We start from the raw sequence: 25164 nt of genomic DNA on the forward strand, positions 1-25164 counted from the left end.
TTCGTCCTTGCTTCGGGGTTCGGATGCGTCCTGGCCGCCATCGGCCCGCAACGCACCCCGGCGTGGTCGGTCAGAGCGTCCACCCGTCGTCTCCGGGGTGGGCCCTCGGTCCATCAGGTCCGGTGTGGTACATCGTGTGCAACGGACCGGGGTGGCCGGGTGTTCCAGGGCGTCACAACTCACAGCCGACGTCCAGGTGCGCCCCGTGACCGTTCTCCTACCCCCGGGGTGCCCGGGTCAGACCTCCAGCAGCAAGGTCATCGGGCCCTCGTTGACCGACGCCACCCGCATCGGAGCCCCGAAGCGGCCGGTCGCCACCTCGGTGCCGCGGCGCCGGAGCTCGGCGACGACCTCCTCGACCAGCGGCTCGGCCACCTCGCCGGGGGCCGCGTCCACCCACGAGGGCCGGCGCCCCTTGCGCGTGTCGCCGTAGAGGGTGAACTGGCTCACCACCAGGACCGGCAGGCCGAGGTCCCCGACGGAGCGGGCGCCGTCCTCGGTGGGGAACACGCGCAGCTCGTGGACCTTCCGGCCGAGCGTCCGCGCCCGGTCGGCGTCGTCGTCCCGGCCGACGCCGACCAGTGCCAGCAGGCCCGCGCCGATCTCCCCGACGACCTCGCCTCCCACCGTCACCGACGCCGAGCCGACCCGGGTCACCACCGCACGCATCCGGCCATCGTGACCGGTGCGCCCGGCGGCCGCCGGGCCGCCGGTCCCGCCGGCACGGCCGGCTCAGCCGCGGCGGGCCGTGACGGCGTAGGCCTCCAGCGGCAGGGCCAGCCGGCCGCCCCCGTCGGTCCACCGGGCCAGCCCGGTCCGGACGTCCTCGCGGATCCGCCGGTACACGTCGTCGCCGATCCGGTCCCGCAGCGGCGTGCTCTCCACCTCGGTGGTCAAGTAGTCGTCGATCGACGGGGCGTGCACGGTGGCCGGCAGCGTGCGGACGCCGGTGACGCGCAGGCCCGCGCGCGTGAGGTGGCCGGTGAGCCGTTCCCGGTCGCCGAGCCGGAAGTAGGTGCTGATCAGGTCGACGGCGTCCCGACCGGCGTGCCGGGCGACGGCGTCGGTGAGCGTCCGGAAGGCGACCTGCCGGTCCAGCGAGCTCCAGACCTGCACGGCCACCCGGCCACCGGGGCGGACGACGCGGGCCAGCTCGGCCACCGCTGCCGCCGGGTCCGGGACGAACATCAGCCCGGACTGGCACAGCGCGACGTCGAAGAAGGCATCCGGGAAGGGCAGGGCCGCGGCGTCTCCCTGCCGCCACTCCAGGTCAGGGCGGACCTCCCGGGCCACGGTGAGCATGGCCTCGTTCAGGTCGAGCCCGACCACCCGGCCGCTCGGGCCGGTCCGCTCGGCGGCCGTCCGGGCGACGATGCCGGTGCCGCAGGCGACGTCGAGGACGTCGTCGCCCGCGGTCACGTCGGCCAGGTCGATCAGCTGCCGGGCGAGGGAGGCGAAGAGGGAGGGGACGAACGCCGCCTCGTAGGTCCGTGCCGTCTCGAGCGAGAGCTGGAAGGTGTCGGTGCCGGTCATGCCGCGGAGCGTGGCCGCGGGAGCCGGGGCGCGCATGGGTCAGCTGCCCCATCGGGCGGCCCATACTGACCCGGTGCCGGGCGGGCAGGTGGCCGTCGGGACGGCGGCGCTCGAGGCGGGGCGGTGGGCGGAGGCCCGGGCCGCGTTCGAGTCGCTGCTCGCCGCCGGGGACCCGCGGGCCGGCCCGCCCGAGGTCTGGGCCGGGCTGGCCGAGGCGCTGTGGTGGCTGGGTGAGCCGCGGGCCTCCCTCGAGTGCCGGGAACGGGCCTACGTCGCGTTCCGCCGGGCCGGGGACCCCGCGGGCGCCGCCTCAGCGGCGATGGACGCCTGCGTGGGCCACCTGGTCCAGTTCGGCAACGCGGCGGTCGCGTCCGGCTGGCTCGGCCGCGCGCGCAGCGTGTTCGCCGACAGCGTTCCCCCGGAGCAGGAGGGCTGGTTCGGGCTGGTCGAGGCCTACCTGTCCGCCGACGACGACCTGGCCTGCGCGCTGATCCGGCGGGCGCTCGACCAGGGCCGGCGGACCGGGGACGCCGACCTGGAGCTGTCCGCGCTGTCGGACCTCGGCGGCCGGTGGGTGCACGCCGGCCGGGCGGCCGAGGGGCTCCGGCTCATCGACCAGGCGCTGGCGGGCGCCCTGGGCGGGGAGTGCCGCCGCCTGCAGACGGTGGTCTGGGCGGCGTGCACGATGCTCGAGGCATGCGAGGAGACGGGCGACGTCCGCCGGGCGGCGCAGTGGCTGGCGGTGGTCGACGACTTCTCCGCCCGGTACGGCTGCCCGTTCCTGTACGCCACGTGCCGCGCCCACCACGGCGGTCTCCTGGTCGCCACGGGCCGCTGGGCCGACGCGGAGCAGGAGCTCGCCGCGGCGCTGGCGATGGCCGGGGGCGCCGGGCCGGTGCCGCGCGTGCTGGTGCTGTCCCGGCTGGCCTCGCTGCGGCTCCGCCAGGGCCGGCTGGAGGAGGCCGCGGCCCTGGCCGGGGACTGCGACGACGCGCTGCTCGACGCGGAGCTGCTCCTCGCCCGCGGTGAGCCGGCCGCGGCCGTCGTCCGGTTGCAGGCCGCCCTCGACGCCGGCGGGTCGGCGGCGGGGGAGTCGGCCGTGCTCGCCCGGCTGGTCGAGGCGCAGCTCGCGGTCGCCGGGCCGGACGCGGCGGCCCCGGCACTCGAGCGGCTGACCCGGCTGGGGGCCCGGCACCCGGGCGGGCTCGCCGCGGCCCGGGCGGACACCGCCTCCGGGCACGTCGCCGCCGCCCGGGGCGCCCCGGATCGGGCGGTGGGCTGCTTCACCGCCGCCCTGCGGCTGCTGCGGCAGCTGGAGCTGCCGTTCGAGGCCGGCTGCGTCCTCCTGGCCCGGGCACGCGTCGAGGCACCGACGGCCGGGCCGCTGGCCGAGGAGGACGCCCGCGCCGCCCTGGCGGTGTTCGACCGGCTGGGTGCCCGGTCGCTGGCGGACGCGGCGGCGGCGCTGCTGCGCAGCCTGGGTGCCCGCCCGCGGCCGGTGGCACACCCCGCCGACGTCCTCACCGCACGCGAGCGGGAGGTGCTCGGCCTGGTCGCCGCCGGCTTGTCCAACCCGGAGATCGCCGCCCGGTTGTTCATCAGCCGGAAGACCGCGGCCCACCACGTCAGCAGCGTGCTGGCCAAGCTGGGCGTGCGCAGCCGCGCCGAGGCCGCCGCCCTGCACGCGCGGGAGCTGGCCGGACCCGCGACGGCGGACCGCGGTCCGCCGCGGCCCGCCGTGCGGCACACTGCCCGATGAGGGAAGGCGGGGGTTCGATGGAGGACCAGCTGTACGGCGGCACGGTCGCGACGGCGCCCGAACCCGAGAGCGTGCTGCTCCCCGGCCACGACGTGCCGCTGGGGCGCTACACCACCGTCCGCCGGCTGCTGCCGCAGCGGCAGCGCCGGATGGTCGGGGCGTGGTGCTTCGTGGACCACTTCGGCCCCGAGGACGTGACCGGTCGCCCCGGCATGCAGGTCCCGCCGCACCCGCACACCGGGCTGCAGACCGTCACCTGGCTGGTGGACGGCGAGATCGTGCACCGCGACAGCCTGGGCAGCGACCAGCCGATCCGGCCGGGGCAGCTCAACCTCATGAGCTCGGGGCACGGCATCTCGCACTCCGAGATGTCCCCGGCGGACCACCCGGCGGGCCTGCACGGGCTCCAGCTGTGGGGGGCGCTGCCGGAGGAGGAGCGGTCCGGCGAACCCCGTTTCGAGCACCACGCCGAGCTCCCGGTCGTGCGCGACGGCGACGCGACGCTCACCGTCCTCGCCGGGCGGTTCGGGTCCACGGAGTCACCGGCCGGCGTGCACACGCCGCTGGTCGCGGTCGAGATGGTGGTCCCGGGGCCGGGCTCGCACCGGCTGGCCGTGGAGCCGACGTTCGAGCACGGTGTCCTGACGATGTCCGGCACCGTGGACGTCGGCGACGCGACGGTGAGGCCGGGATCGCTGCTGTACCTGGCGCCGGGCCGGTCGGAGCTGAGGGTCGAGGCCCGGGGCGAGGCACGGGTGGTGCTGCTCGGCGGGGAACCGTTCGAGGAGGACCTGGTGATGTGGTGGAACTTCGTCGGGCGGTCCCACGAGGACATCGTGCAGGCGCGGGAGGACTGGATGACCGGACGGCGGTTCGGTCAGGTCAGCGGCTGCAGCGCGGAGCCGCTCCCCGCTCCCGCGCTGCCGACGGTCCGCCTCAAGGCGCGGGACCGGCACGGGCGCACGGTCGGCTGACCGCCGGGCGCCGTCCGGTCCCGATCAGGCCGGCCTCGGGCGGACCGGGTGCCCGCTGATGATCGAGACGCGGTTGAAGGCGTTCATCGTGATGGCGAGCCAGCTGACCGCGGAGAACTGGTCGTCGGTCAGGGCCTTCCGGGCGCGGACGCGCTCACGTTCCCGCGCGTGGTGGTCCGGCAGCGTGGTGAGGGTCTCGGCGAGGGCCAGGGCGGCCTGCTCGGTCGCGGAGAACAGGTCGACGTCCCGCCAGGCGGGCAGCACGGCGAGGCGCTGCGGGGTCTCCCCGTTCTTCAGCGCGATGCGGACGTGCAGGTCGAGGCAGAAGCCGCAGCCGTTGAGCTGGGAGATCCGGATGTTGACCAGCTCGACGAGCAGCCGGTCCAGACCCGCGGCCTCCGCCGTGGCGGTCACCTCCCCGGCCACCGCCGACATCGACCGGTAGACGTCCGGGCTCTGCTTGTCGATGAACAGCCGGTCGTACTCCGGTGACAGGCTCACGAGGACTCCATGGCGTCCACCTTCCTCCCGGTCCAGCAGTGGGGCAGCTCGGACGTCGACGGAGCAGGCACGAGCCGGTGCCGCAGCCGGGCGGTCCAGCGCCCCGGAGGTGGGACCATCGCTGCGCTGCGCGGTGCCGGAGGGGGCAGTCATGCGGGTCGCCGTCGTGGGAGCCGGCCCGGCCGGTCTGCTGGTCGGTACTGCCCTCGCGGGCCGCGGTCACGAGGTCGTCGCGGTGGAGCGCGACGCCGGTCCACCACCCCGGGGCGTCTGGGCGCGGCGCGGGGTGATGCAGTTCCACCACGCGCACGGCTTCCGGCCGCAGGTCGCGCAGGTGCTGCAGGAGGAGTGGCCGGCGGCGTTCGCGGCGTGGATGGCGCTCGGAGCGGAACCGATCACCTTCGACGTCCCCGGGTTCGGGCCGGTGCCCGGTGGCCACCGGTCCCGGCGGGACACCTTCGAACGGGCGCTGCGGACGACGGCCGGCGGCGTGGCGGGCCTGTCGGTCAGGCAGGGGCACGTCGACCGCGTGCTGGCCTCGGGTGGCCGCGCCCGCGGGATCGTCGTCGACGGCCACCCGCTCGAGGCCGATCTCGTGGTCGACGCCTCCGGCCGGTCGGGGAGGGCGGCCGACGGCGTGCGCGCCCCGGCGAGCGAGGGCGGTCCCTGCGGGATGGCCTACGTCGACCGGCAGTACCAGCTGCGGGACGGCGCCGAACCCGGACCGATGACCAACCCACTGGCCTGGCAGGCCGACTTCGACGGGTACGCGGCCGTCGTCTTCCTGCACGAGCGGGGCCACTTCTCGGTCGTGCTGGTCCGGCCGACCGCGGACGCGCCGCTGAAGGAACTCCGTTCCGCGGCCGCGTTCGACGCTGCGTGCGCCGCCATCCCCGGGCTGGCCGAGTGGACCGACCCGGGGCGAGCCCGGCCGGTGACCCGGGTGCTCCCCGGTGGCGCGCTGCACAACGTGTACCGGGGGCAGCGGGGGATCGGCAGCGGATCCGGGCTGCCCGGGCTGGTGAGCGTCGGCGATGCGGTGGCGACCACCACCCCGACGTCCGGTCGTGGCCTGGCCATGACGTTCCTGCAGGTGCAACGGCTGCTGGCGCTCCTGGACGCCGAGGTCGACCCGGCGCTGCTAGGGGAGCCGTTCGACGCCTGGTGCGAGGAGACCATGGTGCCGTGGGTCCGTGACCACATCCAGGTGGACGGAGACCAGGTCCGCCGCTGGCAGGGCGGCGACGTCGACCTCACCCGGCGGCTGCCCTCGGACCTGATCCTGTCCGCGGGCCAGGTGGACCCCCGGATCGCCCAGGCCGGCGCCGGCTACCTGGGCATGGTGGAACCGCCCTCCAGCCTGGACCCGGTCGAGCCCCTCGCCCGCGCCGTCTACGAGTCCGGCTGGCGCCCTCCGCACAGTCCCGGCCCCAGCCGCGACGAGCTCGTCGACCTCGTCCGAGCCGCCGCGCCGGGGTGGCCGTGACCCGGGATCGAGCCGCTCCCGGTGGCGGAGCGCGGCCCCTACGGTGACCCGGTGGACGACGGCGTCCGAGCCGCACTGGCCGAGTCGAGCCTCGCCCGGCTGCCCGTTCCGGCGACCCAGCGGCTGCTCACCGGGGCCCGGCTGGTCCGGATCCCGGCCGGCTCGGTCACCCATCGGGAGGGCGAGACGGCCGAGCACCTGGAGCTCGTCGTCGACGGTCTGGTGCGGGCCTTCGTGACCGCGCCGGACGGCCGCACGCTGACCGTGCGCTACTGCCGGCGGGGGGCGCTGATCGGGGCGGTGTCCATGTACGCGACCGGTTTCCACATGCCCGCCGGCATCCAGGCGGTGGTCGACGCCGATGTGCTGCGGATGTCCCCGGACGTGGTACGCCGCGCCGTCGCCGAGGACCCCCGGGTGGCCGACGCCCTCCTGCGGGAGCTGGCCGACCGTGCCCTGGGCTTCATCCACGAGATCACCGGGAGCGCGTTCACGAGCGTCCGCCAGCGGGTCGCCCGCCACCTGCTGGACCTGGCGGCACAGGAGGCACGTGTCACCGGGGGAGCGCAGCCGGTGCCCACGGTGCAGGTCACCCAGCGGCAGCTCGCCGAGTCCGCCGGCACCGTGCGCGAGGTCGTCGTGCGGGTGCTCCGCGACCTGCGCGAGGCCGGCGTGGTCCGCACCCACGCCGACCACATCGACGTCCTCGACCCGATCCGGCTCAGCCGGGAGCAGGGTGGAACCTGGGTCCCTGACAGACCACCCCCGTGAGCGGAGCCTGCCCGCATGGGTACGACGAGGACTGCAGAGGCCGAGGCTCCGCGCCGGCTCGAGGAGACCGCGGTCGCCGGCCTGCGCCGCGTCCTCACCGGGGAGGTGATCGGCCCGGCGGACGACGGCTACGACGCGCACCGCCGCGTCTGGAACGGCTCGATCGACCGGCATCCGGCGCTCATCGCCCGGTGCCGGGGGGTGGACGACGTCCGCGCCGCCCTCCGTCTCGGCCGCGAGCAGCGGCTGCCGATCGCCGTCCGGAGCGGCGGCCACAGTTTCCCCGGGCTGTCGACCTGCGACGACGGCCTGCTCATCGACCTGCGGCTGATGGACGGCATCCGCGTCGACCCCGACGCCCGCACGTCCGGCGTCCAGGCCGGGGTGCTGCTCGGGGAGCTCGACGCGGTGACCCAGCGGCACGGGCTGGCGGTGCCGGCCGGCATCGTCTCCCACACCGGGCTCACCGGCCTGACCCTCGGCGGCGGGATCGGCTGGCTCCAGCGCAAGCACGGCCTCACGGTCGACTCGCTGGTGTCGGCCGACGTGGTGACCGCCGGCGGCGACGTCGTGCGCGCCGCGGAGGACGAGAACGCCGACCTGTTCTGGGGGCTGCGCGGGGGTGGCGGCAACTTCGGGATCGTCACCGACCTCCGGTTCCGGCTCGTGCCGCTGGGGCCGCAGGTCATGGCCGGCGCGACGTTCTGGCCGATCGCCCAGGCGGCGTCCGTGCTGCGCCGCTACCGCGACTGGATCGCCGGCTGCCCCGACGAGCTGATGACCCTGCTCGTGCAGCGGCTGGCCCCACCGCTGCCCGCGGTCCCGGCCGAGCTGGTCGGTCAGCCGGTGATCGCGCTGGTCGCCTGCTACGCCGGGGACGTCGACGAGGGCGAGCGGGTGTTGCGGCCGATGCGCCACCTCGGCGCGCCGGTGCTCGACCTGTTCGCGGCCAAGCCGTTCACGGTCCACCAGCAGATGTTCGACCCGTCGTTCCGGCACGGCTGCTGGTACCACGTCCGCTCCTGCGACGTCGCCGGGCTGAGCGACGACGTCATCGACGTCGTGGTGGAGCACGGCCGGCGGATCAGCTCGCCGCTGAGCAGCATCGCGCTCTGGCAGATGGGGGGCGCGGTGGCGCGGGTAGGGGAGGACGAGACAGCCTTCACCGGCCGCGACGCCGGGTTCACGTTCAACATCAACGGCAACACGCCGACCGCGGACGGGTTCGAGGAGCAGCGGCAGTGGGCGCGGGACTACTGGTCGGCGCTCGCCCCGTTCCACACGGGCGTCTACGTCAACTTCCTCATGGAGGAGGGGGACGAGCGCGTCCGCCAGGCGTACGGCCCCGCGAAGCACGAACGGCTGCGCGCGCTGAAGCGCAGGTACGACCCCGCCAACGTGTTCCGGCTCAACCAGAACATCCCGCCGGACTGACGTGCGGACGGCGGCTGCCGCCCGCCTCGGGCACCGGGCGCGCCACCGGCCGAGCAGGACCGGGGTGGTCGCCTCCTTCCCCGGGACCGTCGCGCAGGCCACCATGCACGTCACCGCTGCTGCCACGCTCCGAGCCCCGGCCCCAACTGGACCAGTTCGACCGGCACGGTCATCGTGGTCACTCCGACCGCCGTCCTGTCAGCAGCCGTGCCGAACGAAAGGGTGAGCTGTGATCGACGTTGATTCCGCGCTCGACGAAGCGGGACTGAACAACACTCATGTCCGGGACTACGTCCGGCACTGGGCCGAGCTGACCGGTGCCGAGCGGATCGAGGTGATCAACGCCGAGGACGACGCGCGACTCCTCCGCGAGGCGGTGGAGGCCGGCGAGCTCCTCCCCGCGGGCGAGGGGCGCTACTACTCGCGCAGCTACGTCAAGGACACCGCCCGGTCCGAGGAGCGCACCATCGTCGCCACCAACGACCCCGCCGACGCCGGTGTCTACAACAACTGGCGTCCCGCGGCGGAGATGAAGGCCCTGCTCGAGGAGCGCATGCGCGGCGCCTCGGCGGGCAAGACCATGTACGTCGTCCCGTACCTGATGGCGCCGCCCGGCTCGCCGCTCGAGGCGTACGCAGCCGGTGTCGAGGTCACCGACGCGCGGCCGGTCGTGCTGCACATGATCCGCATGGCCCGCGTCGCGGTGAAGTACGTCAACGAGCTGGCCGACCAGAACAGCTTCGTCCGCGCCGTCCACGTCACCGGCGACCTGGAGAACCTCGGCCAGGGGACGCCGGACGACCAGCGCTACTTCGTCACCGTCGCCGACGAGCGGACGATCCTGCACTACGGCTCCTCCTACGGCGGCAACGCGCTGCTGGGCAAGATCGCCCACGGTCTGCGCCAGGCCGCCTACGACGGCTGGGCCTCCGGGGAGTTCCTGGCGGAGCAGTTCCTGCTGCTCGGGATCACCGACAAGCAGACCGGCCGCACGTACCACGTCTGCGGCGGCATGCCGAGCGCGTCGGGCAAGACCAACCTGGCGATGACGCTGGCCCCCGACGTCCTCGGCGACCGCTACCGCGTCGACTTCTACGGCGACGACATCGCCTGGCTGCGGGTCGACCCGGAGGACGGCCGGGTCTACGCGATCAACCCGGAGTTCGGCGTCTTCGGCGTCGCCAAGGACACCAACGAGCAGACCAACCCGACCGCGGTCGCGGCCATCGCGGAGGGCACCGGCGCGATCTTCACCAACGTCGCCTACAACGACGACACCGCCGAGGTCTGGTGGGAAGGCAAGACCCCGGAGCCGCCGGCCGACGTCACGGGCTGGCGGGACTGGAAGGGCGAGCTGATCGCGGAGCGGCCGGACGCCGAGCGGAACGCCCCCTGGGCGCACCCGAACAGCCGGTTCACCACCACGCTGGCGCGGATCCCGAACATCGCGGCCGACTACGAGAACCCCCGCGGCGTGCCGGTCGACGCGATCATCTTCGGCGGCCGCACCCGTGACCGGGAGCCGCTCGTCCGCGCCATCACCGACCTCGCCGAGGGCGTCTACGACGGCTTGACCCTGGGCGCGGAGGCCACCTTCGCCGCCGAGGGCACCGAGGGCGTGCTGCGCTACGACCCGATGTCGATGCGGCCGTTCATGTCCTACCCCGAGGGTGCCTACGCCGCCCACTGGCTGAAGGTCATCGGCGCGGCGACCGAGCGGCCGGTCTTCGCGCACGTCAACTGGTTCCAGCGGGACCCGGAGGACGGCCACTTCCTGTGGCCGGGCTACCGCGACAACCTGCGGGCCCTGCTCTGGCTGGCCCGGCTCAAGGACGGCGAGGTGACCGGACGCCCCACGCCGGTCGGCATCGTGCCCACCGAGGAGGAGCTGGACCTGCGCGGCATGGACCTGCCGCCCGGCGACCTCGAGCGGCTGCTCACCATCGACACCGAGCGCTGGCGGCAGGAGATGGCCCACCGCGAGGAGCACCTGTCGGCCTTCGCTGACCTGCCGGAGGAGATCTGGGAGGCGCACCGCCGGGTCGCCGCCGCGCTCGACGCCGAGGCCTGACCGTGGGTGCGCCGCCGGCCCGTCGCAGACGACGGGCCGGCGGCGCCGCCGGCGTGGGTCACCTGCGCCAGAACAGGTGGTGCGTCACGCCGCTCGGGCTGGGCACGACGTCGAGGTGGAAGCGGTCGAGCAGCTCGTCGGGTGAGGTCCAGAGGCGTACGCCCGAGCCGATCTCGACCGGTGAGACCGCCACGTGCAGGGTGTCGACCAGGTCGGCGTCGAGGAACTCGCGGATGACGGTGGCTCCGCCACCGAGCCGGACGTCCCGGCCCCGGGCCGCGTCCCGCGCCTGGTCGAGGACCGTGGCCGGGTCGGCGTCGACGAAGTGGAACGTGGTGTCGGCGAGCGTGAACGACGGGCGCGGGTGGTGGGTCATCACGAACACCGGGGTGTGGAACGGCGGCTCGGCACCCCACCACCCTTGCCACTCGTGGTCCTCCCAGGGGCCGCGCTGGGGACCGAACTTGTTGCGGCCCATGATCTCGGCGCCGATGTTGTGGGCGAAGTCCCGGGTGAAGTAGTCGTCGATCCCGCGGCTGCCGCCGGGATCGGTCCGGTTGGGCCAGCTCGCCGTGGCGCCCGCCCAGGCGAAGAGCTGCCCGGGGTCTGCATGGCCGAACGGCCTCTCCAGGCTCTGGTGCTCACCCGCTCCGAACCCGTCCCTCGAGACGGTGAAGTTCTGGACCCTCAGCAGCTGGTTCACGTGGCTCCCTTCGTCAGTGTCCGATGACAGTCCGACCGCTGCAGGTCAGGGAACTCATCGCGGGTGCAGCAGGATCGCCCGGGCGCCGACCCCCGCATCGGACGCCGACGCCGACGAGCTGCTGAACCGCCATGCCGGTCGGACCCAGGACGAGGCCGTGCTGCCGGCCACGCGGTGGCGGCATGGATGCGCCGCGACCGCGCTGACGATCGGCGGCGGGATCGACGGGCTCGCGGGTGCACCCCTACGGTCGGCCGAAGAGCGACGCGAGATGGTGGTCGAGGGTCGCGATCGCGTCCTCCTCGGAGCAGCGCCGCAACAGCAGCTGCAGGCCCAGACCGTCGACGAGTGCGAGGAGCCCCGCCGCCGCGCGTTCGGCGTCGGCGCCGCCCGTTCCAGCTGCTCGCAGCTGATCGGCGACGAACGTGCGCATCCCCCCGGCGGTCTTGCGCGAGCCCGTGGCGATGGAGGGCTTCACGGCGGCGTAGGCGAGGAAGGCGAGCACGACGTGGTTCTCGAGGCGGCGCGGTTCGTCGAGCGGCAGGATCTCCAGCAGGAGACCGCGGACGAGCTCGCGCGGTGTCTCCGGCGCCGTCGCGCTCTGTGACCTCGTGCGGATCCGGTCCGTGACCATCTCGAAGGCGAACGTCATCATCTCGTCCTTGGTGCGGAAGTAGTGCTGCACCATCCCGGTCGACACCCCCGCCTCGGCCGCCACCTGCCGCAGGCTGACGCCGTCCAAGCCCCGCGCCCCCGCGAGGCGCATCAGCGCGTCGGCGAGCTGCTCACGACGCTCTCGGCTGTCGACCTTGCGCGGCATGCGGACACTTTACATTGCACCTGTATCGTCATGTCTGGCATTGCAGTCGTATCGGATACAGGGGGTCCCCGTGCACGTGATCGGGTTGAGTGCGGTCGGCGCGGAACGACGCGACCTGGTGGGTGGGAAGGCCGCCGGTCTGGTCCGCCTGATCCGGTCGGGGGAGCGCGTGCCGGAGGGCTTCTGCGTCACGACCGAGGCGCATGCCCGTGGCGAGGTGCCCCGGGCGGACGTGGTCGCGGCGTACGAGCGGCTCGGCGGCGGACCGGTGGCGGTCCGGTCCAGCGCAACCGCCGAGGACATGCCGGATGCGAGCTTCGCCGGTCAGCAGGACACGTTCCTCGCGGTGACGGGCGCCGAGCAGCTGCTCGAGGCGATCCGCGCGTGCTGGGATTCCCTGCACGCCGAGCGTGCACGCGCCTACCGGGAAGCCGTCGGAGTACCGCACGACGCCGTACGCATGGCGGTCGTCGTCCAGCGGATGATCGACGCCGAGGTGGCGGGGGTCCTGTTCACCGCCAATCCGGTCACCGGCTCGCGGAGCGAGACCGTCATCGACGCCGCGCCGGGACCCGGCACCGCGGTCGTGGACGGGACGACGGCGGCCGACCACTACGTGCTCGACGGCGACGGGCCGGAGGAGCGCGGCTGCCTCAGCCCCGCCCGGCTCACCGAGCTCCGGGACGTCGGCCAGCGGCTCCAGGACCAGTTCGGCGTGCCGCAGGACGTGGAGTGGGCCTACGACGGGGACGGCACGTTGTGGCTGTTGCAATCGCGGCCGATCACCACGCTGTTCCCGGCGCCTCCGGCGAGCGACGAGCCAGGATCGCGGCTCTACGTCGAGTTCGGTCATGTCCAGGGCATGCTCCGGCCGGTCACGCCGATGGGCATGTCCACGTTGAAGGGGATGCTGGCGGGCATGCTCGCGGCAGTGGGCCTCACGGTCGAGGTCGTCGACATCGGCGGCCGGCTCTACGGTGACCTCACCGACGCGATGCGCGACCCGTCGACCCGGCAGCGGCTCGTCACGCTCATGGCCGTGGACTTCGGTCCGCGCGCGCAGGCGGTGACCGAGTACCTGCTGGACGATCCGCGGTTCGCCCCGCAGAGGGTCCGCCGGCGGCGCAACACCGCCGCGCTGACGACCGGCCTGCGGGCGGTGACCGGGATCCTGGGCGCGTTGGCCCGACCGGCCGCGGCGCGGGCGCGCGTGCTCGGCGAGATCGAGCGCCTCCGGCAACAGCCGGCCTCCGATCCGTCCACGCCCGCGGACCTGGTGGACCTGGTGGCGGAGAACGCCGCCTCGACCCCGGGCCTGGACGCGATCACCTGGCCCGTCGTCAGCGGACTCGTGGTCTCCGCGGCGCTGCCGCCGCTGCTCGCGGGGATCGCGACCGACGACGAGGTGCGCACCGTGCTCGGTGGCATGCCGTACAACGTCACGATCGAGATGGACCTGGCGCTCTGGCAGGTGGCCCAGCAGGCGGCGCCCCATCGCGAGATGCTCCTGGACACGCCACCGGACGCACTCGCCGAGGCCTACCTGACAGGAGAGCTGCCGGACTTCGGCCTGCGCGCCTTCCTCGACTCGTACGGTGTCCGGGCTGCCGGGGAGGTCGATGTCGGCCTGCCCCGCTGGTCGGAGGACCCGACGCCGGTGTTCGCGATGCTCGCCAACTACCTGCGGGTCGGGGATCCCGCGCAGGCGCCGGACCGACGGTTCGAACGCGCCGCGGCCCGGGCCGAGGCGATGGTCGCCGAGCTCTCCCGGCGGGCGCGCCGCGCCCGGCCGGTGCGCGGTCGGCTCGCGGGCTTCTTCCTGCGTCGGGCGCGCGAGCTGAGCGGCTTGCGCGAGGCGGGCAAGTTCGCCGGGCTGTACCCGTTGCGGGACCGACGCCGACGCCTCCTGCTGCTGGGCACCCAGCTCCAGGAGAGGGGGCTCGTCGAGCGCCCGGACGACGTCATGTTCGTCACGCTCCCGGAGCTGCGTGCGGCTGTGGAGCTGGGCGAGGACCTGCACGAGCTGGTCGCCGGACGGCGATCCGAGTACGCGCGCGAGCTGAGGCGCCGAACGGTGCCGGTCGCCCTGCTCTCCGACGGCACCGACGTGGAGACGTTGCTGCCGCCTCCGGCGGCCGATGACCACACACTCACCGGCATCGGTGCGTCGGCCGGTCAGGCCTGCGGCCGCGCCCGGGTCGTCCGCGACCTCGCCAGCGCCACGATCGAGCCGGGGGAGATCCTGGTCGCACCCACGACCGACCCGGGCTGGACACCGCTGTTCCTGACCGCCGGCGGGCTCGTCGCCGAGACCGGCGCGGTGATGGCGCACGGGCCGACCGTGGCGCGCGAGTACGGCATGCCTGCGGTGATCAGCGTCCCGGGCGCCACGGAGTTGATCAGGACCGGTCAGGTGATCACCGTCGACGGTGCGGCGGGGACGGTCACCATCGAGCAACCGGCGTGAACGGTGGGCCGGGATCCGACGAGCGGCGGTTCGGGGCGTCGCTCCCGCCTTCTCCGACCCGCGCGATCCGGAGGTCTCCGGGTGACTGACGTCGACCGGGGATGAGGCACGATCACCGCGTGCCGCAGCTCCGCATCGCCCAGGACCCTGCCGCCGACGAGCTGCTGGGCCGCGACCCGCTGGCCCTGCTCATCGGCATGCTGCTGGACCAGCAGTTCCCGATGGAGCGCGCCTTCGGCGCACCCCGGCTGCTGGCGCAGCGGCTCGGCGTCGACACGCTGTCGGCCGCGGAGCTCGCCGAGCACGACCCGGAGCTGCTGCTGCGCCACTTCCAGGGCCCGCCGGCGCTGCACCGCTACCCGGGCTCGATGGCCACCCGCACCCAGGAGCTCGCCCGGCTCCTCGTCGAGCGGTACGACGGCCGGGCGGAGGCCCTGTGGACCGACGTCCCGGACGGTCGCACCCTGCTCCGCCGCCTCGGCGAGCTGCCCGGCTTCGGCGCGCAGAAGGCCAAGATCTTCCTGGCCCTGCTCGGGAAGCAGGTCGGGGTCACCCCGCCCGGCTGGCGGGAGGCGGCGGGGGAGTACGGCGAGGAGGGCTCCCGCCGCTCGGTCGCCGACATCACCGGCCCGGAGTCGCTGGCGGAGGTGCGCAGCTTCAAGCAGTCGGTGAAGCAGGCGGCGAAGGAGGCCAGGGCCGCCCGCGCCGGCTCGTGACCAGCTGAGCAGGAGCCCGGGAGAGAGCTGCCGCGGGCACCTGCATCGTGCACCACCGAGTGGCACGATGGGCTGCGGAGCCGGGGCTCCGGGGCCGAGCCCTCCACCGACCACCGCCGCCATCCCCGGCCGGTCCAGGGAAGGACACCCGTGGCCTCCAGCCAGTCCGCCAGCCGGCATCCGCGCAGCGCGCCCGTGCTCATCACCGACGCCGAGCCCAGCCGCACCGAGCAGCACGACGCCCGCGTCCGTCGGTACCTGATCACCATGGGGATCCGCGGGCTCAGCGTGATCGCTGCCGCGGTGAGCTACCAGTACTCGGTCTGGCTGATGATCACCTTCGCGGTCCTGGGGACCGTGCTGCCGTGGGTCGCGGTGGTCCAGGCCAACGACGGGCCGCCGAAGAAGAAGCTCGACGTGAACCGGTACCGACCTCCTGCTCCCGACCGCATCCTGGAGAGCCGGCCCGGCAGCGGGCGCGTCATCGACATGTGACGCCGGTCGGGGCGCGCCCTGCGCCCTGTCATCATGGTGGCCGGCTCCGAGCGGACCGGATCCCCGGTCCCCACCCGACCCAGGAGGCAGCGCGTGAGCAGCAGCGACATCCTCGAGCGCCCGGACGTCCGGGACGCCGACACCGGCAACGCCAACGAGGTCTTCCACTACGTCCGGAAGAACAAGATCGCCGAGAGCGCCGTCATGGGGACCATGGTCGAGGCGCTGTGCGGCGAGGTCTTCCCGGTGACCAAGAGCCCGAAGCCGGGCAGCCCGGTGTGCCCGGCCTGCAAGGAGGTCTACGAGCAGCTCCGCAGGGAGTGAGCAGCTGACCACTCGCCTGGCCGGCAGGCCGGCTCGGCGGTCGGCGCTCAGCGGAGCCCGAGCTTGCGGGCCTCCAGCTCGATCTTCGCGGCCCGGCGCTGCTGCCGGCGCCGGTCGTGCCGGCGGCGCTGCGCCGGCCAGCGCGCCTCGACGGTCGCGTTGAGCTCGGCGCCGAGCAGGATCGACATGCCCAGCAGGAAGCAGAACAGCAGCGCGGCGATCGGTGCGGCCAGCGCCCCGTAGGGCAGTGCCGTGGTGAGGATGTCCGCGACGTAGCCGCGCAGGACGCGGGCGGCGATCACGAAGAAGCCGACGGCCAGCACCGCCCCCGGCAGGTGCCGGTGCCAGGGAACCCGGCGCGGCAGGACCACGTGGTAGAAGGTCGTCAGCACGAGGACCAGGCCGATGAGCACCAGCGGCCAGTAGACGGCGTTGATCAGCAACGTCGCGGTGCCCCGCCAGTGGTCGGGGAGGAACCCGACCAGCACGCCCCGGCCCAGCACGAGCAGCGGCAGGGTGAGGACGGCGACCACCAGGCCCACCACGAACAGCCACAGCGCCATCAGCCGCATGGCGATCGGGCCGCGGACGTCGCGCTGGCCGTAGGCGATGACGACCGTGTTGGCGAAGGTCGCGGTCGCCGAGGAGCCGGCCCACAGCGAGAGCAGGAAACCGACGCTCACGACGTCCAGCCGGCCCGAACCGAGGATGTCCTCCAGCGTCGGCTGCACCAACGTGTCGACGACGTCCGGGGTCAGCGCCTGCGCCGAGGCCCGGACGAGCTGGTCCTCGACCTGGGCCACGGTGTCCGCGCCGATCCAGTCGCCGAGGTAGCCCAGCGACCCGAGCAGCCCGATCAGCAGCGGGGGCACGGAGAGCACCTGCCAGAACGCGGCCTCCGCCGACAGCCCGAGGATCCGGTCCTGCCATGCCTTGGCCAGGCTGTGACCGAGCACCTGGAACGGCACCCGCACGAGTCGGGGCAGGCGCCGCAGACGGCGTACCCGCGGTGGCCGTCCGGGCTCCGACGGGCGCGCCGGCGCCCCCACGTCGGAGTCGGCCGGGAGGTCGACCGGGTCCCGCAGGTCCCCGGCCGGAGCCGAGGACGAGGACGGGAACGCGGTGGTCACGGCCCAAGTGTGCACGGCCCCCACCCGGCCGGTCGGGCGACGACCCGTGCCCACCCGTGCTGGGGAGGCGGCGGACAGCCGGCTCAGCCCGGGGGTGACGGGACCGCCGGCGGCTCCGCCGGGTCGGGCGCCGGCGCGGCCGGGGGCACGCACCGGATGATCGCCGCGGCCGCGTAGCGGGTGTTGAAGTCCTCCCGGCGCAGCTCGGCTCCGGTCTCCAGGTCACGGAAGACACGGGTGACCGTGATGTCGAAACCGGTCGAGCCCGACTGCGGGGTGCAGTCGCCGTCGTCCACCTTCTCCTGGACGGCGGGCTGCCGGAGGTTGCGGCGCTCGGAGCTGATCGACTCGATCTCGTAGCGCTTGGTGCCCCAGAAGGTGACCGTGATCGAGCCGGGCGTCCACTCGGTCTGCACGTAGATGCCGGTGTCGCTGTCGTTCTTCCACCGCAGGTCGATGGCGCCCTCGTACACCGTCGCCTCACGCCCGGCCGGGTACCGGCTGATGTAGAAGCTGTGCGGCTTGTGCTCGACGTCCTCGAGGCCGGCGAAGAACACCGCGTTGAACATCGTCGTGGCGAACTGGCTGACGCCACCGCCGACGGCCTGGGTCAGTTCGCCGCCGCTGATCACCGCCGAGGTCACGTACCCCTGGGCGGTGCCCCGCGGACCCGTGTGCTGGTTGAGGCTGAACGTCTCACCGGGCTTGACCAGGGCGCCGTCGACCTCGGCGGCGACCACGCGGATGTTCGTGCCGCTGGCGCTGTTGGTGAAGTTGGTCGTGAACGAGCTGACCTCCTCCTTGATCCCCAGGGCCTGCGCCTCCTCGGTGGTGAACTCCGCGGGCACCGGGCCGAGGGCGGCGGTCACCTCGCGGGGCGCCGGGTCGTCGAGGACCTCCAGCATCTGGGTGGCGATCTCGGCCGGGTTGACGCCCTCGCCGTCGACGGAGGGGACGACGGTGACGCCGCCTCCGCCGATCTCGAAGCGGGCGTCCTGGGCGGGCGTACCGAACGCGGCGAAGCCGTCGCCCATCGCGGTCTGCAGGGCGGCCGGGTCGACCGCGACGGCCAGGGTGCCGTCGTCCTGAGGGGTGAAGGTCAGCGAGGCGGCGATCGCGGCGACCGGCACCTCGACCGACTCGGCACCCTCGGCGCCGACCACGGTGACCGGTGCGGACAGCGCCGGGGTGACCGTCTCGTCCAGGACCCGCTCGGCCTCCTCGGCCGGAACCCGGGCGGGCGTGACCTCGACCGGGACCTCGATCGGGGTGCCCGGGTCGCCACCGGTGGCGAGCGCACCGGTGATGGCCTCGGCAGCTGCCTGCTGGTCGACGGTGCGTCCGTCCACCGGCGTCACCACCGACGCCTCGGTGCCCTCGATGGCCACGGTCGCGTCCGTCGGGACCCGGTCGACCTGCGCCGCCAACTGCTCGACCTGGGCGTTCAGCGCGGTCTCGTCACGGGTGAGCACCGGGTCGACCGGGTGGTCGCCGACCAGGGACACCAGGCGGGTCCAGGGGTTCAGCGGCTGGTCGTCGGCGGCGTCGACGGTGGCGGGGACGTCGAGGGAGATGCCGGCCGCCGGAGGGTGCAGGACGGCGTCGACGTCGTCGGCCACGAGGGTGCGGTCGGCGGCGATCCGGGGCGCCAGGTCACTGGTGAGCCGTTCGGACGCGGCGGCCGGGGACAGGCCGCCCACCTGCACACCGGCGACCACCGTGCCGCGGGGCAGGTCGTCGCCGGCCGCCAGCAGGTCCACCGCGTAGGCGGTGCCCAGCACGAGGACGGCGGCGGCGGGGGCGAGGACCGCCGGACGGCGCCACCACGGGCGACCCGCGTCGTCGGCGGGCGGCGGGCCGGCGGGGGTCCCCGGACCGTCTGCGGAGCCGCCGGCGGCGGGCCCCCCGGTGATCGTGGTCTCCGGGGTGGTTCCCGGCAGGACCGGCGGGACCACCACGGTGTCGTCCGCGGCGGGGGACGTCTCCTCGGCGGGGACCCGGGGCACGACCACGGTGTCGTCCGCCGCGCGGTCCGTCGCGGCCGGCTCGCCGCTGTCGCCGGCGGCGGGCGGTGCCGCGGACCCCGCTGCCGGGGGCGCGGACGCCGCGTCGGCGGCCGGCTCGGCCGGGGGAGTGGCGACCGGCTCGGCGGGGGGAGTGGCGACCGGCTCGGCGGGGGGAGTGGCGACCGGCCCGGCCGGGGGAGCGGCGGCCGCAGGGCCGGCCGGCGGGACGGCGACGCCGGGCGGCGGTGCCGGGCGGGCGCTGCCCACGGTGCCGTCCCTGTTCAGGCGGACGGTGTCGTCGCGGGGGTCGTCGGGCGCCATCGGTTGCTCTCTGGGTCGGGAGGGACCGGCGTCCGGTCCCGAGGACGACGAAGCCGCCGGCACCCCGGGCCCGCGGTGCGGGAACGGAGGGCCGGCGGCTTCGTCGAGTGGGGGCTTCATCGCTGGCGCGACGATAGTTGCCCCCCTCAGTTGCTGAGGCGCGCCTCGCCGTCGGTCTCGATGATGTCGACGGCGATGTCACGGAGCTTGGTCTCGTACTCCCGGGCGTGGTGCCCGCAGAACACGAGGTCACTGCCACTGGCCAGCATCACACGCACCTTCGCGAGCGCTCCACACCGGTCGCAGTGGAAGGGAACGACGAGGTCATCGGTGGGCGGGGTCGTCGTCAGCGTCTGGGTCATCTGGCTCATCACTCGCTCTCTACCGCACGGACCCGCGACTGCGGATCGGCCTCCTGCACAGCGCCAGGATGGCCCCTCGTGTTCCCGTTCCTACCTCGTTGTGCACGGACGCGCCGATCGAGACACGGTCGTGATCATCGAGGTACCGGTGGAACGGTCAGCAGGGGACGTCACGTGGCTCGGGACTTGCTCGTGCTGGTGTTCGGGGTCGCCGACCGGGGGGCCGGCTGTGGGTCCGCTGCTGTTCTGACGTCCCCCACGCTACGCCGTCTACCCGACGCTCGCCGTCGTACACCGATCGGTCACCCGAAGGCGGGAGCGAACCCGACGGCGGGGACGGGGGTGGAACCGGTGACGGACCGTGTCCCGGGGGCCACGACAGCGCGACGGCGCGCGACATCGTCCCGATACGGAACCGCACAGGCCGTGTCGTGCGTGGGGCGTCATGCGTCAACCTGGCCGCTGCGCCCCGGCCTCCGGTCCGGGCGGCGGCGACGACGGGCACGGACGTCGGACCGTCGTGTTCCCGACCACCGCCGTGCCCCGTCCCGCCCACCGGAGGTCCAGCATGCGTGTCCGGAGACTTGCCGCGGTCGTCGCCGCCGCAGTCGTGTCGTTCTCCGGCCTGGGCGCACTGCCCGCGCAGGCCGCTCCCGCGGAGCAGCCGACGGCGTCCGCGGCCACGCGGGCCATCGCGGGGTCCTCCCCGGAGAACATGTACGAGTTCCTGGAGACCTGGATGCTCGACATCGGGGGGTACTGGTCCTCGGTGCCCGGGCTGGCGCCGTTCGCGTACTACTCCTTCCCGGCCGCCGGGGAGTCGGTGGAGTCCGGGTGCGGCGTCCCGACCACGGACGACTCCGCCTTCTACTGCCCGCTGGACGACACGGTGTTCGTGTCCCAGAGCCTCGCGGCGCGGATCTGGGACGGCACCTTCGAGATCTACCCGGGCCAGTTCGCGGCCGGGCCCGCCGGCGACACCGGGGTGCTGTACGTGCTGGGGCACGAGTACGCCCACAACCTGCAGGGCGAGCTCGGGCTGTACGGGGACCCGACGATCAGCGCGGACGACCCCTACCCGCTGATCAACACCGAGCTGCACGCCGACTGCTGGTCGGGGGTGTACCTGCGGGCCAAGCTGGACGCGGGCCAGCTCGAGGAGGGCGACCCCGACGAGGCGGTCTGGGCGGCCGCCCGGGTCGGTGACTACGCCTACGACAACCCCACCCACCACGGCACGCCGGACCAGCGGGTCGCCGCCTTCCTGGTCGGCTACGACAACGGTCAGCCGATCGCCTGCGACGAGGTCCTCTTCGCCCAGTACTGAGAAGGGACCCCGTCCTCCTCATGCCTCGCAAGCTCGGCACGAGCCTCGGGACGGGGCCGAACAGCAGAACGCCCCCCGACCCGGAGGGCGGGGGGCGTTCTGCTGGTCTCTTCTCAGTCGAGGTAGTCGCGCAGCACCTGGGAGCGGCTGGGGTGGCGCAGCTTCGACATCGTCTTGGACTCGATCTGCCGGATCCGCTCGCGGGTGACCCCGTAGACCTGGCCGATCTCGTCCAGCGTGCGCGGCTGGCCGTCGGTGAGCCCGAAGCGCAGCCGGACGACGCCGGCTTCCCGCTCGGACAGCGTCTGCAGCACGCTGGTCAGCTGGTCCTGCATCAGGGTGAAGCTGACCGCGTCGACGGCGACGACCGCCTCGGAGTCCTCGATGAAGTCACCGAGCTGGCTGTCGCCCTCGTCGCCGATGGTCTGGTCGAGGCTGATCGGCTCCCGGGCGTACTGCTGGATCTCCAGCACCTTGTCCGGGGTGATGTCCATCTCCTTGGCCAGCTCCTCCGGGGTGGGCTCGCGGCCCAGGTCCTGGAGCAGCTCGCGCTGGATGCGGCCGAGCTTGTTGATGACCTCGACCATGTGCACCGGGATGCGGATGGTGCGGGCCTGGTCGGCCATGGCGCGGGTGATGGCCTGCCGGATCCACCAGGTGGCGTACGTGGAGAACTTGTAGCCCTTGGTGTAGTCGAACTTCTCGACCGCGCGGATCAGCCCGAGGTTGCCCTCCTGGATGAGGTCCAGGAACGCCATGCCGCGGCCGGTGTAGCGCTTGGCGAGGGAGACGACCAGGCGGAGGTTGGCCTCCAGCAGGTGGTTCTTGGCGCGCTCGCCGTCGCGGACGATCCAGTTGAGGTCGCGGCGCATCTGCGGCGAGATCTTCTGGCCCTCGTCCTCGACCTGGCGCAGCCGCTCGGCGCCGTAGAGGCCGGCCTCGATCCGCTTGGCGAGGTCGACCTCCTCCTCGGCGGTGAGCAGCGCGACCTTGCCGATCTGCTTGAGGTAGGCGCGGACCGAGTCGGCGGAGGCGGTGAGCTCGGCGTCCTTGCGGGCCTGCCGCAGCGCCTCGGACTCCTCCTCGTCGTCCCACTCGAAGTCGCCGCCCTCGGCGTCCTTCTCGTCGACCTCGTTCTCCGCGACGCCGTCCTTGCCGGCGACGACGGTCTCGTCGAGCTTCAGACCCTCGGAGCCGGCGTCGACGACGGCGACGGCCGAGTCCTCGGTGGCCACCGCGGTCAGCACAGCACCCTCACCGCTGCCCGGGGAGGGGGCGATCGTCGGCTTGCGCGTCGCGGCCGTCTTCGCCGGCGTGGACTTCGCCGGGGCCTTCTTGGCCGGGGCCTTCTTGGCGGCGGGCACTCAAGTTCCTTCCCGTACTGCGGTGCGTTCCTCGGGGGCCGTGTGGCCCGCGGGCAGCGGCCCCCCGCCGTCCCCTGCGCTCCAGGGCCTCCGCTGGGCCCGACGAGACGAACCACAAGGGCGTGGTTTCGACGGACCGGTGGCGGGGGATGACCTGTTGGCTGGGGGAGACGTGCGAACGGGCTCTTCCATTGTAACGACGCCCTGGCGCGGGTCCACCGATTCGGGCCGCGGGCGGCCCGGTGGCCTGCATGCTCCCCCCGAGGGGGGAGCTCCCGGTCACTGACCGATGCGCTCCTCGGCGGCCAGGGCCGCGCCGACGATCCCGGCGTCGTTCTGCAGCTGGGCCGGGACGACGCGGGTCCGGGTGCTCAGCAGCGGGACCCACTTGTCCGCCTTCCTGCTCACCCCGCCGCCGACGATGATCAGGTCGGGCCACACGCTCTTCTCCAGGACGTCGAGGTACCGGTCGACCCGCTTGGCCCATTGCGGGTAGCTGAGCCCCTCCCGGTCCCGCGCCGCCGCCGAGGCGGCCTTCTCGCCGTCCCCGCCGTCGACCTCGATGTGGCCGAACTCGGTGTTGGGCACCAGTCGCCCGTCGATGAACAGGGCGCTGCCGATCCCGGTGCCGAACGTGAGCATGAGCACCAGGCCACGCTCCTCCCGGCCGGCGCCGTAGGCCATCTCGGCGATGCCCGCGGCGTCGGCGTCGTTGAGGGTCTGGACGGTGCCGGGGATGACCGCGGCCAGCCCGCTGGCGACGTCGGTGCCGATCCAGCTCTTGTCCATGTTCGCGGCGGTGAACGCCACACCGTGCTTCATGACGCCGGGGTAGGTGACGCCGATGCGGCCCTCCCAGCCGAACTGGTCCACGACCTCGGCGACCACGCCGTAGATCGGGTCCGGCGCGGCGGGTTGCGGGGTGGGGACCCGCACCCGCTCGCCGACCAGCTCGCCCTTGTCCAGGTCGACCACGCAGCCCTTGATGCCGCTGCCACCGATGTCCACTCCGAAGCCCTGCACGCGCGCAGCCTAGTGACCGGACACGGGAGCGCGGGGCCGGTCAGGCAGGATCGCCCGATGTGACGACCACCGGTACGACCGCACCCGACCTCCCCACCGAGCTGCTCGAGCTGGCCCGGGCCACCGCCGAGGAGGCCGCGGCGCTGGTGGGCGCCGGGCGCAGCACCGCCGCCGAGCAGGTCGACACGAAGTCGAGCTCCGTGGACGTGGTGACCGCGGTGGACCGGGCCAGCGAGGAGCTGATCGTCCGGCGGCTGACCGGGGCCCGCCCGGACGACGGCGTGCTGGGCGAGGAGGGAGCGTCGCGCGAGGGCAGCAGCGGGGTCCGCTGGGTGGTCGACCCGATCGACGGCACGGTGAACTTCCTCTACGGCGTCCCGGCCTACGCCGTGTCGATCGCCGCGGAGGTCGAGGGCACCCCTGTGGTCGGGGTGGTGCTCAACGTCCCCACGGGCGAGCTGTTCACCGCCGTGCGCGGCCGGGGCGCGTGGCTGACCGCCCCCGGCGCCGCGGCACAGCGGCTGCACGGCAGTGCCGCGACCCGGCTCGACGAGACGCTGGTCGCCACCGGGTTCGGCTACCGGGCCGAGCAGCGGCGGGCGCAGGGCGCCGTCGTCGCCGAGCTGCTGCCCCGGGTCCGGGACATCCGGCGGATCGGCACCGCCTCGCTGGACCTCTGCGCCGTCGCGGCCGGCCGGGTGGACGCCTACTACGAGCTGGACCTCAAGCCCTGGGACCACGCTGCCGGCGCGCTGGTCGCGGCGGAGGCCGGGCTGGTGGTCACCGGCACGGACGGGCGGCCCTTCGCGGAGCCGATGGCCGTCGCCGTCGCCCCCGGGGTCGCCGAGCAGTTCATCGCGCTGATCGAGGGGCTGCACGCGGAGGGCTGAGCACCCTGTCGGCCTACCGGCCTCCACCGCGGCCAGGTGCCGTCCCCGGCCGACGGTGAGCCGCTGCCGGCCCCTCCTCGCGGGAGCCTCCGGCCCCCACTCAAGCCGCTGCGCGGCGTCTACGTCAGCAGGCGGCTTCGGCGCTGGCGGCCGGGGCCAGCGCGGCGGACACCTCGTCGGGGGTCGCCAGCGCCTGAAAGTCCGGTCCGATGACCAGGTCGACCCGGTCGTCGGCCCGGGTGTCGGGCCGCTCGGTGGAACCGGGCAGGAAGACCCCGACGTAGTCGGCGGCCTCCGCGCCCACCGGGCCGAAGCGCAGCTCGCCGACGCCGGTGACCTCGACGTCGGCGGAGTCGTTCGCGATCTCGGCGACGACGAAGCCCCGGGCCTGCAGCTCGGCGGCGACCGTGCCGGCCAGCCCGCCCCGGTCGGTGGCGTTGAACACCCGCAGGGTCACCGTGGTCGGGTCGAGGGACGGCGGGGCGGCCTCCGCGGAACTGCAGGCGGCGGCCTGCTCACGGTCCAGGGCGGCGTCCGCGCGCAGCACGCTCCACCACACGCCGAGGGCGGCCAGCGCCAGCACCGTGAGGAAGATCAACGCGGGCAGCGGCCGGCGGCTCCGCGGCGCCGCCGGGCGCCGTCCGACCGTCTCGGTCACGGCGTGTCCACGGCGGCGAGCTGACTCAC

At 74.1% G+C, this 25164-nt stretch carries 23 protein-coding genes; 12 read left to right on the plus strand and 11 right to left on the minus strand.

Annotated elements, in window-relative coordinates:
- Positions 1-237 precede the first annotated feature (237 nt).
- Both dtd and HL189_RS13180 read right to left on the minus strand, forming a co-directional pair.
- Positions 238-669, minus strand: coding sequence for a D-aminoacyl-tRNA deacylase (dtd, locus tag HL189_RS13175; RefSeq protein ID WP_369134163.1), 432 nt, complete (start codon positions 667-669; stop codon positions 238-240).
- 63 nt (positions 670-732) lie between these two features.
- A complete protein-coding gene (locus tag HL189_RS13180) occupies positions 733-1533 on the minus strand; it encodes a methyltransferase domain-containing protein (protein WP_369134164.1) in 801 nt (266 codons plus the stop codon).
- Positions 1534-1606: 73 nt separating this feature from the next.
- Here HL189_RS13180 and HL189_RS13185 point away from each other — a divergent pair, with 73 nt between their 5' ends.
- The gene (locus HL189_RS13185) at positions 1607-3292 is read left to right on the plus strand and encodes a LuxR C-terminal-related transcriptional regulator (protein ID WP_369134165.1); all 1686 of its coding nucleotides are present in this window, start codon (positions 1607-1609) and stop codon (positions 3290-3292) included.
- 17 nt (positions 3293-3309) lie between these two features.
- Positions 3310-4266, plus strand: coding sequence for a pirin family protein (locus HL189_RS13190; RefSeq protein WP_369134166.1), 957 nt, complete (start codon positions 3310-3312; stop codon positions 4264-4266).
- 24 nt (positions 4267-4290) lie between these two features.
- Here the strand turns inward: HL189_RS13190 and HL189_RS13195 are convergent, their stop codons facing one another.
- A complete protein-coding gene (locus tag HL189_RS13195) occupies positions 4291-4767 on the minus strand; it encodes a carboxymuconolactone decarboxylase family protein (protein ID WP_369134167.1) in 477 nt (158 codons plus the stop codon).
- Positions 4768-4918: 151 nt separating this feature from the next.
- Here HL189_RS13195 and HL189_RS13200 point away from each other — a divergent pair, with 151 nt between their 5' ends.
- The 4 genes from HL189_RS13200 (at position 4919) to HL189_RS13215 (ending at position 10529) form a co-directional block, all read left to right on the plus strand.
- Entirely contained in the window at positions 4919-6253 is a 1335-nt protein-coding gene (locus HL189_RS13200; RefSeq protein ID WP_369134168.1) for an FAD-dependent oxidoreductase, read from the plus strand.
- A 51-nt stretch (positions 6254-6304) separates the two neighbouring features.
- Complete coding sequence (locus HL189_RS13205) at positions 6305-7024, plus strand: Crp/Fnr family transcriptional regulator (protein ID WP_369134169.1); 720 nt, start codon at positions 6305-6307, stop codon at positions 7022-7024.
- A gap of 15 nt (positions 7025-7039) precedes the next feature.
- Positions 7040-8458, plus strand: coding sequence for an FAD-binding oxidoreductase (locus tag HL189_RS13210; RefSeq protein WP_369134170.1), 1419 nt, complete (start codon positions 7040-7042; stop codon positions 8456-8458).
- A gap of 229 nt (positions 8459-8687) precedes the next feature.
- Positions 8688-10529 (plus strand): phosphoenolpyruvate carboxykinase (GTP), encoded by a 1842-nt coding sequence (locus tag HL189_RS13215; protein ID WP_369134171.1) that lies wholly within the window; start codon positions 8688-8690, stop codon positions 10527-10529.
- A 58-nt stretch (positions 10530-10587) separates the two neighbouring features.
- On the opposite strand, the gene HL189_RS13220 is transcribed toward HL189_RS13215, so the two are convergent.
- A complete protein-coding gene (locus HL189_RS13220) occupies positions 10588-11232 on the minus strand; it encodes a dihydrofolate reductase family protein (protein ID WP_369134172.1) in 645 nt (214 codons plus the stop codon).
- Between the two features lie 244 nt (positions 11233-11476).
- The gene (locus HL189_RS13225) at positions 11477-12052 is read right to left on the minus strand and encodes a TetR/AcrR family transcriptional regulator (protein WP_369134173.1); all 576 of its coding nucleotides are present in this window, start codon (positions 12050-12052) and stop codon (positions 11477-11479) included.
- Between the two features lie 70 nt (positions 12053-12122).
- Here HL189_RS13225 and HL189_RS13230 point away from each other — a divergent pair, with 70 nt between their 5' ends.
- The 4 genes from HL189_RS13230 to HL189_RS13245 all read left to right on the plus strand — a co-directional run bounded on the left by HL189_RS13230 (position 12123) and on the right by HL189_RS13245 (position 16054).
- Positions 12123-14519: a PEP/pyruvate-binding domain-containing protein gene (locus tag HL189_RS13230; protein WP_369134174.1), complete on the plus strand. Its 2397-nt coding sequence runs from the start codon at positions 12123-12125 to the stop codon at positions 14517-14519.
- 119 nt (positions 14520-14638) lie between these two features.
- The gene (locus HL189_RS13235; RefSeq protein WP_369134175.1) at positions 14639-15235 is read left to right on the plus strand and encodes an HhH-GPD-type base excision DNA repair protein; all 597 of its coding nucleotides are present in this window, start codon (positions 14639-14641) and stop codon (positions 15233-15235) included.
- 150 nt (positions 15236-15385) lie between these two features.
- The gene (locus tag HL189_RS13240; RefSeq protein WP_369134176.1) at positions 15386-15730 is read left to right on the plus strand and encodes a DUF3099 domain-containing protein; all 345 of its coding nucleotides are present in this window, start codon (positions 15386-15388) and stop codon (positions 15728-15730) included.
- Positions 15731-15823: 93 nt separating this feature from the next.
- The gene (locus tag HL189_RS13245; RefSeq protein WP_222266165.1) at positions 15824-16054 is read left to right on the plus strand and encodes a DUF3039 domain-containing protein; all 231 of its coding nucleotides are present in this window, start codon (positions 15824-15826) and stop codon (positions 16052-16054) included.
- Positions 16055-16101: 47 nt separating this feature from the next.
- Here HL189_RS13245 and HL189_RS13250 read toward each other — a convergent pair whose 3' ends face one another.
- The 3 genes from HL189_RS13250 to HL189_RS13260 form a co-directional block, all read right to left on the minus strand.
- On the minus strand, positions 16102-17184 hold the full coding sequence (locus tag HL189_RS13250) for a YihY/virulence factor BrkB family protein (RefSeq protein WP_369134177.1): 1083 nt from the start codon (positions 17182-17184) through the stop codon (positions 16102-16104).
- 83 nt (positions 17185-17267) lie between these two features.
- Complete coding sequence (locus HL189_RS13255) at positions 17268-19511, minus strand: VanW family protein (protein ID WP_369134178.1); 2244 nt, start codon at positions 19509-19511, stop codon at positions 17268-17270.
- A gap of 146 nt (positions 19512-19657) precedes the next feature.
- On the minus strand, positions 19658-19882 hold the full coding sequence (locus HL189_RS13260; RefSeq protein ID WP_369134179.1) for a hypothetical protein: 225 nt from the start codon (positions 19880-19882) through the stop codon (positions 19658-19660).
- 559 nt (positions 19883-20441) lie between these two features.
- Here HL189_RS13260 and HL189_RS13265 point away from each other — a divergent pair.
- Positions 20442-21200: a neutral zinc metallopeptidase gene (locus HL189_RS13265; protein ID WP_369134180.1), complete on the plus strand. Its 759-nt coding sequence runs from the start codon at positions 20442-20444 to the stop codon at positions 21198-21200.
- A gap of 113 nt (positions 21201-21313) precedes the next feature.
- Here HL189_RS13265 and HL189_RS13270 read toward each other — a convergent pair whose 3' ends face one another.
- Together HL189_RS13270 and ppgK are read right to left on the minus strand one after the other, a co-directional pair.
- Positions 21314-22564, minus strand: coding sequence for an RNA polymerase sigma factor (locus HL189_RS13270; RefSeq protein ID WP_369134181.1), 1251 nt, complete (start codon positions 22562-22564; stop codon positions 21314-21316).
- Between the two features lie 279 nt (positions 22565-22843).
- Entirely contained in the window at positions 22844-23587 is a 744-nt protein-coding gene (ppgK, locus tag HL189_RS13275; protein WP_369134182.1) for a polyphosphate--glucose phosphotransferase, read from the minus strand.
- Positions 23588-23646: 59 nt separating this feature from the next.
- Here ppgK and HL189_RS13280 point away from each other — a divergent pair, with 59 nt between their 5' ends.
- A complete protein-coding gene (locus HL189_RS13280; protein ID WP_369134183.1) occupies positions 23647-24477 on the plus strand; it encodes an inositol monophosphatase family protein in 831 nt (276 codons plus the stop codon).
- A gap of 124 nt (positions 24478-24601) precedes the next feature.
- On the opposite strand, the gene HL189_RS13285 is transcribed toward HL189_RS13280, so the two are convergent.
- The gene (locus HL189_RS13285; protein ID WP_369134184.1) at positions 24602-25135 is read right to left on the minus strand and encodes a LytR C-terminal domain-containing protein; all 534 of its coding nucleotides are present in this window, start codon (positions 25133-25135) and stop codon (positions 24602-24604) included.
- Positions 25136-25164 lie beyond the last annotated feature (29 nt).

Origin of the sequence: Modestobacter sp. I12A-02662, from assembly GCF_041028325.1 — a bacterium.
In the GTDB taxonomy this organism is placed as follows: domain Bacteria; phylum Actinomycetota; class Actinomycetes; order Mycobacteriales; family Geodermatophilaceae; genus Modestobacter.